At 57.0% G+C, this 13026-nt stretch carries 7 protein-coding genes; 3 read left to right on the top strand and 4 right to left on the bottom strand.

Going from position 1 to position 13026, the window contains the following annotated elements; all coding sequences use genetic code 11:
• The first annotated feature begins 267 nt into the window (after window positions 1-267).
• From queA to rsmI, 3 genes are all read left to right on the top strand, one after another.
• Window positions 268-1302 (top strand): tRNA preQ1(34) S-adenosylmethionine ribosyltransferase-isomerase QueA, encoded by a 1035-nt coding sequence (queA, locus tag M5R41_15365; GenBank protein ID MCZ7557776.1) that lies wholly within the window; start codon window positions 268-270, stop codon window positions 1300-1302.
• Between the two features lie 172 nt (window positions 1303-1474).
• A complete protein-coding gene (gene ispD, locus M5R41_15360; protein MCZ7557775.1) occupies window positions 1475-2173 on the top strand; it encodes a 2-C-methyl-D-erythritol 4-phosphate cytidylyltransferase in 699 nt (232 codons plus the stop codon).
• Window positions 2170-2907: a 16S rRNA (cytidine(1402)-2'-O)-methyltransferase gene (gene rsmI / locus M5R41_15355; GenBank protein ID MCZ7557774.1), complete on the top strand. Its 738-nt coding sequence runs from the start codon at window positions 2170-2172 to the stop codon at window positions 2905-2907. Before ispD ends, rsmI begins: the two co-directional genes overlap by 4 nt.
• 261 nt (window positions 2908-3168) lie before the next feature.
• Here rsmI and M5R41_15350 read toward each other — a convergent pair whose 3' ends face one another.
• From M5R41_15350 to M5R41_15335, 4 genes are all read right to left on the bottom strand, one after another.
• Window positions 3169-9183 carry a choice-of-anchor D domain-containing protein gene (locus M5R41_15350; GenBank protein MCZ7557773.1) on the bottom strand — a complete coding sequence of 2005 codons (6015 nt, stop codon included), beginning with the start codon at window positions 9181-9183 and terminating at the stop codon, window positions 3169-3171.
• Between the two features lie 257 nt (window positions 9184-9440).
• Window positions 9441-10187 carry a succinate dehydrogenase/fumarate reductase iron-sulfur subunit gene (locus tag M5R41_15345; protein ID MCZ7557772.1) on the bottom strand — a complete coding sequence of 249 codons (747 nt, stop codon included), beginning with the start codon at window positions 10185-10187 and terminating at the stop codon, window positions 9441-9443.
• Complete coding sequence (locus M5R41_15340) at window positions 10187-12100, bottom strand: fumarate reductase/succinate dehydrogenase flavoprotein subunit (GenBank protein ID MCZ7557771.1); 1914 nt, start codon at window positions 12098-12100, stop codon at window positions 10187-10189. The genes M5R41_15345 and M5R41_15340 overlap by 1 nt, the downstream gene beginning before the upstream one ends.
• Window positions 12097-12798, bottom strand: coding sequence for a succinate dehydrogenase cytochrome b subunit (locus M5R41_15335; protein ID MCZ7557770.1), 702 nt, complete (start codon window positions 12796-12798; stop codon window positions 12097-12099). Before M5R41_15335 ends, M5R41_15340 begins: the two co-directional genes overlap by 4 nt.
• Window positions 12799-13026: the final 228 nt, after the last annotated feature.

Here is a 13026-nt window from a genome sequence, read left to right as displayed (position 1 = left end):
ACTTTCGCGCCGGCAGCGCGGAAGCGGCGGCGGTGGAATGGAGGAAATACCGCAGACCCGGGTAAAAAACGATGCCCTCCCGAAGCCATAACCGTGTAAAATATGGGTTTTTCCAGCTCAGATGCAACATCCGGTTGATTTCCCTTCTTTTTTTCCGTATTTTGTCGAACGCGGCGGCAAAGCGCAAAAAATGGCGTTTTTTCCGGAAGAATGGTACTCCGGACGACCCGCGCCTGATTATCATACATTTATCCAGGTCTGGATTTTATGAAACTTTCCGATTTCGACTACGCATTTCCCAAGGGACTCATCGCCAAGTACCCCGTCGAGGAACGCGACCAATCGCGACTCATGGTGGTGCATCGCAGCACCGGCGATATTGAGCACCGGCTTTTTTCCGATATTCATGAGTATTTCAAGAAAGGCGACTGCCTCGTTCTCAACGACACGAAAGTATTTCCCGCGCGGCTGATCGGCAGGAAGGAAAAGACCAACGCCAAAATCGAGGTCTTCCTCCTTCGTGAGTTGAGTAAGGATGAGCGCCTCTGGGACGTGATCGTGGACCCTGCCCGTAAGGTGCGCATCGGAAACAAAATCTATTTCTCCGACAAGCTCATGTGCGAGGTCATCGACAACACCACGTCTCGCGGACGCACCGTGCGCTTCAACTATCAGGGCGATTTGTTCAAGCTCATCGATATCGTCGGCCAGACACCGCTGCCTCCGTACATCAAACGGGAGCCGGAAGAAGCCGACAAGGAGCATTATCAGACAGTGTACGCCCGCCAGGTCGGCGCGGTGGCCGCCCCCACGGCCGGACTTCATTTCACGAAGCGGCTGCTCGGAAAAATGAAGAAAAAAGGTGTCTCCATTACCTCTGTCCTGTTGCATATCGGGCACGGCACCTTCCGTCCCGTGGAAGTTGAAGACTTGACGAAGCATAAGATGGACTCCGAGTATTACGAAATTCCGCCTGAAGCCTGCTCCGCGGTAAACAAGGCAAAAGACGCAAAGAAAAGCATCGTCGTTGTCGGCACCAGTACCGTCCGTGCTCTGGAATCGAGTGTTACTACCATGCGGCAGCTTTCACCCGCCCGCGGATGGACGGACAAATTCATTTATCCGCCCTACGATTTCAAGATCACGGATAAACTGATCACCAATTTCCACATGCCGAAGTCCACCTTGCTCATGATGGTCGCCGCCTTTTCGGATTACGACCTCATGATGAAGGCATATAAAAAGGCAGTGAAGGATAAGTATCGACTGTTCAGTTACGGCGATGCGATGATGATCATCTGATATCGCAGTGACGCAGAACATGACAGGCGGAGTCTCGGCTTCGCCTGTGTTATTATGCGCTCCGGCAGTATTGTGCCGTGGCGGCGAGTCGGGAGTGCATACACGCATATCGCTGCGCCATCCTTGACAATCACGACTATCTGCACATTTCACCGACGGAGAGAATTGAATCATGCACCGATTTACTGTCTGTATTCCTGCTGCCGGCAGCGGAAGCAGAATGAAATCCGATGCGCCGAAGCAATACCTGCAAGTTGCAGGGGCCCCCGTTCTGTTTCATACTCTTGTGGCCTTCGACGCGATTGAGGAATGCCGACGCATCATCATCGCAACGGACGACAGAGAAAAGATCCGCGCGGTGCTCGGAAATCGCAGCTGGCGTGCGAACATTGACATCGTACTGGGCGGGGAACGCCGACAGGACTCCGTCGAGAAAGCCCTTTCCGCCGTGGAAAATGACAGGGAAATCGTCCTCGTCCACGATGCTGCCCGTCCCTGTGTGAAGCGAAACCACATCGCAGGTGTTGTTGACGCCGTCGCACGACATGGTGCGGCCGTCCTGGCCATACCTGCGCGGGATACACTAAAGCGCGTCGAAGCTGGTGTGATCAGCGAAACGGTGGACCGCGCGATGATTTGGCAGGCACAGACGCCGCAGGGTGCGCGTGCCGGTGTGTTTCGTGAGGCGTTCACCGCTGCGATCCGCGACGATTTCGCGGCAACGGACGATGTGTCGTTACTCGAACGCATCGGGGTGCAGGTTCACGTCGTAGCGGGTTCCGCGAGTAATCTGAAAATCACCGAACCGGAGGATCTTCTGCTCGCCGAAGCGATACTCATCGAACGTGAGCGCAAGCTGGAGAGGCGATGAGCGGCATCCTTGTGATTGTGGGTACTCCCATCGGGCATGCGGAGGACATTTCTCCCCGCGCTGTGACGGCGCTTCGCGATGCTGATCTCATCGCTTGCGAAGAAGCTCCGGTTGCGCGTCGCCTGTTGTCGCGACACGGAATGTTGAAAGATCTCATCGAAGTCAACGAGCACACCGAGAGAGACGCGGCGGAGGAGGTTTTGGAAGAATTGCGGGGTGGAAAAACAGTCGCCCTCATCTCGGATTGCGGCATGCCGGTGTTCGCTGATCCCGGAAGCAGCCTCGTCTCTGCCGCTCTCGATGCTGGAATAGTCGTGGATGTCGTCCCGGGCCCCGATTCCCTGACAGCGGCTTTGGCTGTTTCCGGCTTCAATGCGCAGCGATTTCTCTTCTATGGTTTCCTCTCCCCCAAAAAATCGCTTCGGAGGGATGAGCTGGCAAAGCTCCGCAGTATGACGATACCGTTGGTGTTTCTGGATGCTCCTTACCGTTTGACACAGGTGCTCGAGGATATGCGGACGCAATTGGGACCCACACGCGAGGCGTGCATCGCTTGTGATCTCACGCTTCCCTCACAACTCGTTGCCCGCGGTACACTTCATGCGCTGTATACGCGATTCGCGGCGGAGGGAAAAAAACGTGAATTCGTCATCATTGTGGGTCCGCGTCCCGAAAGTGAGAACCGTTCTGCTTCACGCCTTTCGCGCAAACACGGGGAGCGTGGTCGCAGGTAAAGAGAACGACCTTGCCGGCAGGAGAAATGGGCGCCCCCCCCCCACTGACGTTGTGGAATAGTGTAATTGTCGTCCGCCTGTATGTACCCAGTGGTGTGTGCTCGTGCCTCCCAGCTGAAGCTGGGGGTAGAGGAAGCTTCGCACTTCGGGCTCTTCACCCTTTACCCTTCACCCTCCACCATAAATCGTACGTCGTACATCACGACAGCGGCCTGGCATCGATGTGATACCAGGCCGCTGGAAATGTCGCGAGAAAGCAGTTTACTCGATCACAACCATGGAACGAACAGCGGTGTGCCGTGCGGTCCGCAGAACGTAGTGGTACACGCCCGGACGCAAATCGCTGACACCAAGGAAGGTCGAATGGGTCCCGGCGGGCATCACCCCGAAGTCCTGCTCTCGAACTTGCCGTCCGATCTGATCATAGATGAACAGGGTCACGCGCTCTTCGCTCGGCAACACGAAGCTGACGCTTGCGCGGCCGTGACCCGTCTGAGACACGGGATTGGGTATGCTTTGCGAGATACGGAATCCCGCCCTGTCGCGGAGCAGCCGTTCGTCGGGCATACAGTAATTGAGCAGTTCGAAGCTTCCGTTCACCCTGCCCGCTACTCTGGCATATCCGCTGGTGAAACTGAAACTCGTCAGCGTCAGAGCAGTGGTCTGCGCATCGCCCACAAGTACACGGCAACGGAGCCAGGCTATCGGTCCCGTCCCGGCTGCCATGAGTGGACCACTGCCTGTCACGCCGAAGCTTACAGTGCTGTTGGCGTAATCCCAGGACAGATTCGGAGTCAGACCGGCGCTCGGCGTGCCTTCGGTGACTAGGGCGAGCGGATACAGCATGCTGCGGTTGAACGTCAACGTTGCGGTCCAGCCGCCCACATCGGCACCGCCCAGTGACTTATCCACGAGCACCGGAACATCTATCACCTGATCCACCTCGCCGGAGATGGCACCGATAGTGATCGTTGCGTCGACGATGGGTTGCGGTATGCCTTCGCCGTTCAGCAAGCCGCTGGCCCTGAAGGCACAGGGAAGCTGCGAAACCACGACAAGGCTGTCAAGGAGTGAACCGGTTACCTGCGGTATGAACTCGATGGTCACCGTCATCTCGCCGTTGGGCTGGAGAGTCGCAGGGGGAGTCGGCGTCTGGGAGCGTACGATGAACGACGGATCCGCAAGGAGAATCTGACTGACGTTCAAAGGAAGCGCACTGGTATTGCGGATTCGTATGGTCTGTGTGCCGCCGGACTGACCCAGCACGGTTGCGGGGAAATTCGCACTTTCCACGCTCAGCGAGGGAACGACAGCTTCCGCAATCAACACCGTCCTGCGCTGCACCGGCTGACCGAACGCGGTGTAATCGGCGACGAACGTCGCGATATACACCTTATTGCGTTGGTCGGGGATCAATTCCACGACGAACTGCTCGGTTCCGCCCGATGTGATATTGCGCGGGAGCGACGACGGTGAGGGACTCACGATGGAGAAGAACGCCGCATCCGCACCCTCGAGACGCATGCCCGTAAGTGAAACGGTTTCAAGATAGCTGCTCCTGGCCGTGAAACTGAACGTTGCATCATCGCACCAGGGGGCCGGGGCGAGACGCACGGTATCTGTCTGAACCAGGGAGCCCTCCTGCGACGTGGCGGAAAGCTGGAATACCGTACTGTCCGCACACGGTGTCGGGATGCGAAGCACTGCCGTACCAGCAAAGCTTCCCGGCGCCGCCGACGTGTAGGTCAGCGTAACGTCTACCGTCCTGCCGGGATCAATGCAAATCGGTAACGAAGGTGAAAGCGTCACTTGCGAGGGCAGCGAGACGGTTTCATAGCAGAGCCGTACAGTGCCGTTGTTTCGCAACGTGATGGTACGCTGTTCGGGCTGACTGACTTCAACAATTCCGAAGTCGACGGCACCGCCTGCGTCAGCGATCTGGGTAACACGTCCGGCTTCAAGAGGTATATCAAACTGCGGCAACACAATATCGTCTGTGCGTATTTGCAGATTCGCATTCACCGCGCCGTCAGCGGGAGCATTCGCGGCATTGTAGCGGATAGAGAAGATGCGCTTCCCTGCGGGAGGCACAACTTCACCCGCGCCGGGTACCGGTGTCAGGTTTGTGAAGGCCGCCTGGCCGGGACCGTTAATGGAAGCGGACAAAATGGTGATCGGTCCGCTGCCGGTATTGATCAGCGTGTCGTCCAGAACTTCCTCCTCGCACTGCGCGAGTGTGTTGAAGGCAAGCAGCGCCGGATGCAACTCGAGCGTTCCTTTCACGGCTTCGCCGTCGAGCCGCACACAAATGGTGTCGGGGCAGGGCGACGTGATGTACACACACACGGTCGCGGTTGCAGGACCTTCGGACGCAGGATTGAAGCGCAGAGAAATGTTCGCTGTGCCTCCCGCGGAGACGCTCGTCGGTGCGGAACCCTGGATGGTGAACGGCCCGGCGGGAGAGATGGTTACTCCGCCGATCGTCGCATCGAAACCGCCATTGTTCTGCAAGGTGAGTTGTCGGGTGGAGACACCACCGACATTCACCGTCGGGAAAACGACAGGATTCGGCGCCGCGAAATAGGTCTGCTCCACGTACTCGCCGCTAAGTGGTATCCGGAACACCGTCTGGCACCGCGTTGTCCGCAGTTCAATGATATCGTTGTGCGTCCCATACGTAGGACGGAGATACACGACGTCGAAGGTATACGACTTACCCGGTTGAATAACCTCGGGACCGGCCATGGAAATGGAGAAGGCCGTCCCTCCGTTGAGAAGTGCCGGAGTAACTGTTTCCGGCAGTGTACCGGTGTTGGTAATGGTCACGCGGCGCGGCGCAACGTTCTGACATACCGCGCTCCGCCCGAAGTCTATGTCGGTTACAGAAACGGTGATGGCTGAAGAATCACGCTTGCTGGTCAAGGCCACGTTGAGCAGAGGATAGGCGGGATCGTTGCTGTGGATCTGCAGCGTCCCGGTTCTCGAGCCGATGGCCTCCGGCGAGGCGCAGATACGCACGGTGCGTTCACCGTTGGGACCGATATTGAATGGCGTGCTTACGGCCGGATCGATGGAAAACACCGTCCCGGACTGCACGATGATCAGTGAACTGACGAGCACCGCTTCCGGCGCCTGATTCTTGAGGACGATGTTTTGACAGGCATTGGTGTAGCTGCAGGGGTCAAGGGTGAAGGCGAGATTCCCTCTGTCGGTGCTGAGACCGTCCGTATCGCCGGAACCCTTAAGACCAAGGGCGATGCTGTATTCACAAGGAGTACCCATGATCAGAACGACACCGTTGAACGGACCGCGTGCGTCCGGTGTGAAAACGACTCTGAACGACATGGTGTCACCCGGGGCCAGCGCAATCGGGAGGGCCCGTGTCGGTTGCGCACTGAACACTGCCGCTTCTTCGACGACGGTGATATCCGTCACCGACATCGGTTGCAGACTGGTGTTGCGAACGATAAAGGTGCGCGACTCTTCGACAAAGAGACGCGTGAAGAATGCGGTGGACGAATCCCCTTCAACCACGAAATGCGCAACGGTACGTTCAGCCGTCACGTCGATGTCGGTACGACCGGCATCAATATCGTTGTGAGTAAAACGAAGTATGGCATTCGAGCGGCCGGGATCGGGGCGGTTGAATTCCACGATAATCGGATAGTCGCTCATCGCTTTCGCCGTGTCATTGATCTTCGGCTGAATGATGGTGAAATGCTGCCTGTCCACCCCCGTCACCGTGGTGCTATAGAACACCAGTGGTCCGTTGCCCTTATTCTTAATCCACACCGTATCACGCAAGGGTTGCGGACAGCGCTGTACCCCGAGATCCGCGTTCTGTGGCGCTTCGATTTCCGGATTTGGTACGCATATCGCATTCACCTCCGCGTCAATCGTGTCAGCGCATCGCGAATCCCAGCGTACCAACAGACGGGTGCGAATTTCACCGAGCTTATTTGGCGCGAAACGGAGGGTGATTCCGAGAGTTTGAGACGGAGTCAACGAGCGCGGTAGCGCAGGCGGGACCATTATCTGCAACGTCGGATCTGTAGTGAGCAGTCGTACTTCCGTTATGCGCGCGTTGGTTGTGCCGACATTGGTAATCGTCACGTCGCGCGTAGTCACGCGATTCACGAAAATGGGTCCGAGCTGTATCGGGCTCTTCGGAGTGATTTCGAGTTTGGTTTCGATACCACGCCCGCGGAACGTCAGATACAACGTGTCCGGACAGGGACCGGAAATTATGCGGTATCGCGCGGTGAAACTGCCTGCCTTGAAGGGCGAGAAATGGAGCCGGAACACTTTCGCGCTATCCTGTTTTAGAAACACTCCCCAGTCGGGAGAACCGAACAGCGGATCTCCGCTGACATGCTCGATCAGACCGCCGGAAACGAAGGTGTTTCCGAAACTCCGCAGAATGATGGATGTGTCCTTCTGTGCGCCCACGCACACCTCGCCGAAATTGATCGTGTCCACTGAAGCACGAAGTATCGTCCGCTGGCCGAAGCCCGTAAGGACTATCTGTGACGTGTCCGGACAGGCGGGGTTTCCGTGAACCACGCTGTACACACCGCGGCGCATGCCGGTGTCACTCGGCGCAAAACGGAAATTCACACCGATCGATGTGGGGACCTGCGTGCCCGGATCCGGGGCGACAATGGCAAAATCATTGTGTCCGCTCACATACTTCCACGAAATGAACGTCGGGGTACGGTTACCGACCGCAGGGATGACCGTCGGGAAGTACACTGTATCTTTCAGACAGGTCCCGTACGACAACTGCATTTCCGGGAGAAAATCGAGTGCACCGTAGTTGCGCTTGACTTTGAGCGTAACAGTCCAGGGATTATGATCGGGATCATTGTGCCAGATCGTCATCGTCGCGGTCGCATTTCCGAACACGTTTCTGCCCATGGTCCAACGCACCCGCAAAATGACTTGCTTTCCGGGTTTTACGACCACAGGGAATGCCGTAGGAGCAGGATTGATGACCTTCAAACCCGGATCGGTGAAGAACACACTGTTCATCGGTAACCAGAGATCACCGGTTCCGGTGTTTCGAATGTATACGTTGGCTTCCACCGAATTTTCACATTCGATAGTCCCGAAATCAACTTCCTTGTCCGAAATCGAAATATTTGCCCTCGGAGGCGACCCACTGAAACGGATCACCCAACCACTGTTGCTGGCTTCGTCACCACCACAGGCCCAACCATTCAGTTCGTCGGTGAAATCTATCGCTGTCATATCGCTCTGCACCGAACTACCCGGAACATTGAACGTTGTCCAGGATGCGCATCCGTCATTGGTCATGCCGGTGTAGTATTGTGCCGCACCCAGCCAACCGTAGCTGGGGTGCAGAAAATCCACCGCGGGAATGCGTCTTACGCCGAAAGCGATGTTGCCCGGAACGATGCTGGAAAAGCGTGAGAGATCCCTGATACTCCTGTAGGCGAGTGGCGTGTTGCTGACATCGTCATAGCCAACGACGAATATTTCGTTCTGGCTGACGGCATCAATGTCGGTATACATGTGCCGGTAAAACGCCGGAGAACTGACGATACTCATTCGCTGATATCCCGTGCCGTTGTCCATCAACAACATGCCGACCTCGCCGGCAATGAACAGCGTTCCGCCGGAATAGGCGCACGCGTTGAGCGCGGCCGATAGATTTTGTGTCTGTTGCAGCGTCGGGGATCTGTCATACCAGATTTTCCCGTCGTCCGTGCGGAAGACCTGATTGGGATGCAACTCCGAATTGATCGGAAGGGTCGTCAGCACGTCGCCGCCCACAATGTACCCGACGCGTTCACTGATCAGTACCACATCGCGCAGCGTCGGGCGAGCGGCAAAATCCGGATTGAAAACCACGGAGTCATTGGTCCAGGAAAATCCGCCATCTTTGGTGCGATACACCAGGCCGCTATCGCCTACGATAACTGCCACCTGTTCATTCAGAATGAACACGGCGCGCCACAGCGCATAATCCGGCAACTCCGGATCGAAGCGCGGGACCATGTTCTCCACCTGTGCCCAATTATTGCCGAAATCAACCGTCATCAACACGCCGGAGTAAAACGCACCGGTGCTCGCGTTGATATCGGATTTGCCGACGGCAAGGCCGAACCCGCTCGGATGCATGTCGATGTCGTACAACATCGGTTGCGTCGGGGGGATGAATTGCGGAGACCAGGAGCCCGTTTGTGAGTGCAGGGATGTCGAAACAGCGAGCAGACAGGCGAAAACAGCGAGGATTCGGTAGAATGTAGCCATAACCTCTTTCACACTAGGTGGTACACGTGCAACACATTATAATAGATAAATATTTTTGGGAATTCAAGAGCAAAAACAGCAATTACGGAGCAAGTGTGAATAAACCGCACCGGATGATAGTGGGCGATTTTTCCTCAGAATTGCAATCCATACTCTGGTTCGGTATGACTACCTGGTCGAAACTCTCCGCTCGGGGAAGAAAAAAAGTCCCCCTGCCCATGCAGGACAGGGGGCTCTGTTCGATGCGGTTCAGAATATTATTCTTCCGTCAGGCTCGCTTTCAGGAAGTCGCGGTTCATCAGCGCGATGCCTGCGACGCTGATGCCTTTCGGACATACGGCTTCGCATTCGTATTGATTGGTACAACCGCCGAAGCCCTCTTTGTCCATCTGCGCGACCATGCGCAGCACGCGACGCTTGCGTTCGGCCTGCCCCTGCGGCAGATAGGCGTATTGCGACACCTTGGCCGCCACGAAAAGCATGGCCGAGGCGTTTTTACACGAAGCCACGCAGGCGCCGCAGCCGATGCAGGCGGCGAAATCCATCGCCTTGTCGGCGTTGAATTTGCTGATGGGTATGGCGTTGGCGTCGGGCACGCCGCCGGTGTTGGCGGAAACGAAACCGCCGGCCGCCATGATGCGGTCGAAGGCGCTGCGATCCACCACGAGATCCTTGATCACGGGAAACGCCCGCGCGCGGAAGGGCTCGATGTAAATCGTATCACCGTCCTTGAAGTGACGCATGTGTAACTGACAGATGGTGGTTTCCTTTTCGGGACCGTGGGGAATGCCGTTCACCGTCAGCGCGCAAGCGCCGCAAATGCCCTCGCGGCAATCGTGATCGAACGCCACGGGCTCTTCATTGTTGGTGATGAGCTGCTCGTTGAGCACGTCGAGCATTTCGAGAAAGGACATATCCTCGACGATGCCACCGACCTGATACGTTACCATGCGGCCTTTATCGCGGGCGTTTTTCTGACGCCAGATATGCAATGTGAGTTTCATTACTTGTAACTCCTTGTCTGAAGCTTCACATTTTCGAATTCCAGCGGTTCCTTGTGCAGAATCGGCGCACTGCCGACACCGGTGAATTCCCAGGCCGCCACGTATGCGTACTCTTCGTCGTTGCGCTTCGCTTCACCGTCTTCGTGCTGATATTCCTCGCGGAAATGTCCGCCGCAGGATTCGTTGCGATGCAAGGCATCGTGACACATCAATTCGGCGAATTCGAGGAAATCGGCCACGCGTCCGGCGCGCTCGAGAGCGTTGTTGAGGTTGTCGCCGTCGCCCACGACTTTGCCGTTCTTCCAGAACTCCTCGCGAAGCTGGGGTATCAGCTCCAGCGCTTTTTTCAAGCCGGCTTCGTTTCTGCCCATGCCGCAGTTGTCCCACATGATCTGTCCGAGCTCGCGATGGATGGAGACCACGGTGCGCGAGCCGTTCAGCGCCAGTAAGCTGCCGATGCGGGCCTTCACGTCTTCCTCGGCCTTCTTGAATTCTGCGTGCTCGGTCGTGACTTTCTGCGTTTTCGCTGTCGCGAAATAATGCCCGATGGTGTAGGGAATGACGAAATAGCCGTCCGCCAGACCCTGCATCAGCGCGCTTGCGCCGAGGCGATTTGCGCCGTGATCGGAGAAATTGGCCTCGCCCAGCACGTGCAGCCCGGGTATGGTGCTCATGAGATTGTAGTCCACCCAGGTCCCGCCCATGGTGTAATGCGCGGCGGGATAAATGCGCATCGGGACCTTGTACGGGTCCTCGTCCGTGATGCGCTGATACATCTCGAACAAGTTGCCGTAGCGCTCCTCGATGACGTCGCGTCCCAGGCGGTTGATGGAATCCGCGAAATCAAGATAGACGCCGTACCCCGTGGCGCCTACCCCTCTGCCGTCGTCGCAGACTTCCTTCGCGCTGCGCGAGCTGATGTCGCGCGGCGAGAGATTACCGAAGCTGGGATACTTGCGCTCGAGGTAGTAATCGCGGTCGCTCTCGGGAATGTCGTTGGGCTGCCGGGTTTCGCCCTTGTTTTTCGGCACCCAGATACGGCCGTCATTGCGCAGAGATTCGGACATCAGCGTCAGTTTTGACTGATGATCGCCGGACTGCGGAATACACGTGGGGTGAATCTGCGTGTAACAGGGATTTGCGAAGGCCGCGCCTTTCTTATAGGCACGGTAGGCCGCCGTCACATTGCAGGCGATGGCGTTGGTGGAGAGGTAAAAGACGTTGGCGTAGCCGCCCGTCGCGAGAATCACGGCATCGGCCGCATGCGACGCGATCTGTCCCGTAACCATGTCGCGCACCACGATACCGCGCGCATGCCCGTCCACGAGCACGATGTCCATCAGCTCATGGCGCGTGTGTAACTGCACATTGCCGAGCCCCACCTGCCGCATCAGCGCCGAGTAGGCGCCCAACAGGAGCTGCTGCCCTGTCTGTCCGCGCGCGTAGAACGTACGCGACACCTGCGCCCCGCCGAAGGAGCGGTTGTCAAGATAGCCGCCGTATTCGCGCGCGAAGGGCACGCCCTGCGCTACGCATTGGTCGATGATGTTGTTGCTGACCTGGGCGAGGCGGTACACATTGGCTTCGCGCGCGCGGAAGTCGCCGCCCTTGACCGTGTCATAGAACAGACGGTACACGCTGTCGCCGTCGTTCTGATAATTTTTTGCGGCGTTGATGCCGCCCTGCGCGGCGATGCTGTGCGCGCGGCGGGCGCTGTCGTTGTAGCAGAAGGCGGTGACCTTGTACCCCAATTCGGCAAGTGTCGCGGCCGCCGATGCACCGGCCAGGCCGGTACCCACGACGAGCACGCTGTACTTGCGCTTGTTCGCGGGGTTGACCAGCTTCATCTCGAAGCGGTGCTTGTCCCATTTCTCGGCGATGGGTCCGGAAGGAATTTTTGAATCGAGTGTCATAGTACTATCACTCCTGCCGGCAATGCGATCCAGCCGAAAAGAACCCCGAGGGGTATGGAAAGGAAGCCGGCGACGATGACAATAGAGACTACCGCGCCGAGCCCGTTGATCATGGGCGTGTACTTCGGATGATTCACCCCCAGCGTCTGAAACATGCTCGCGATGGCATGAAACAGATGAAAGCCGAGAAGAAGCATCGCGACGAAATAGGTCAGGGAAATCAGCACGTTCTGATACCCCAGCACGACCATCGAGAAAACATCATGACGACCCGCGGCGTCCACCAGCTCGCCGTACACGGGATTCGTCGCCTTGATGGTGAAATGCAGGAGGTGATAGGTGACGAAGAAGAAAATCAGCGATCCGGTCCACATCATCGTGCGTGAGGTCAGCGATGCCTTCACGTACTCTTTTTTGGAATACGCGACAGGCCTGGCCGACATGTTCAGCAGTTTGAGTCGGATGGATGTGATGACATGAAGGACGAGACAGAGCAGCAGCACACCGCGGATGAGCCAGAGCAAACCGCCAAGGCCCTGCAAGGTCGCCGCATAGGTGTTCATTTTGTCCTGTCCCAGGTACATCTGAAGATTGCCGATCATGTGGCCGAGAATAAACAGGACCAGAATCAGTCCCGTCGCGGCCATGACGACTTTGCTCAGAATGGTGGATTGCAGGAATCGTACCAGTGCAGACATAGTACCCGTACGTTATGGATGAAAAAATAGTTGGTCCGCTGTTAATGTACCAGCGTGTCGGGGGGAGTGGGTCCCGTTGTGTTTCGGAAAAGTGTTCTCAGAGAAGGCGTATGCCAATTGTCCTGAAAATACGGACTTCGATGTCGCGGATCAACCCCGTGATTCTGCGTCAGTGGAAACCGCAGGCAGAAGCGGCAGTTCCAGATACCAGGAGTAGCTCCAAGATAT

The organism is Bacteroidia bacterium (genome assembly GCA_027493955.1).
Taxonomy (GTDB): domain Bacteria; phylum Bacteroidota; class Ignavibacteria; order SZUA-365; family SZUA-365; genus JAOSJT01.
The sequence above is the reverse complement of the archived record's forward strand: the minus strand, read 5'-3'. Positions and strand labels throughout refer to the sequence as shown.

What these genes read in the sequence shown, in the direction of transcription:
- rsmI (MCZ7557774.1), top strand. Translation starts at nt 2,170, where the DNA reads ATGAGCGGCATCCTTGTGATTGTGGGTACTCCCATCGGGCATGCGGAG.
- M5R41_15345 (MCZ7557772.1), bottom strand. Translation starts at nt 10,187, where the DNA reads ATGAAACTCACATTGCATATCTGGCGTCAGAAAAACGCCCGCGATAAA.
- M5R41_15335 (MCZ7557770.1), bottom strand. Translation starts at nt 12,798, where the DNA reads ATGTCTGCACTGGTACGATTCCTGCAATCCACCATTCTGAGCAAAGTC.
- queA (MCZ7557776.1), top strand. Translation starts at nt 268, where the DNA reads ATGAAACTTTCCGATTTCGACTACGCATTTCCCAAGGGACTCATCGCC.
- ispD (MCZ7557775.1), top strand. Translation starts at nt 1,475, where the DNA reads ATGCACCGATTTACTGTCTGTATTCCTGCTGCCGGCAGCGGAAGCAGA.
- M5R41_15350 (MCZ7557773.1), bottom strand. Translation starts at nt 9,183, where the DNA reads ATGGCTACATTCTACCGAATCCTCGCTGTTTTCGCCTGTCTGCTCGCT.
- M5R41_15340 (MCZ7557771.1), bottom strand. Translation starts at nt 12,100, where the DNA reads ATGACACTCGATTCAAAAATTCCTTCCGGACCCATCGCCGAGAAATGG.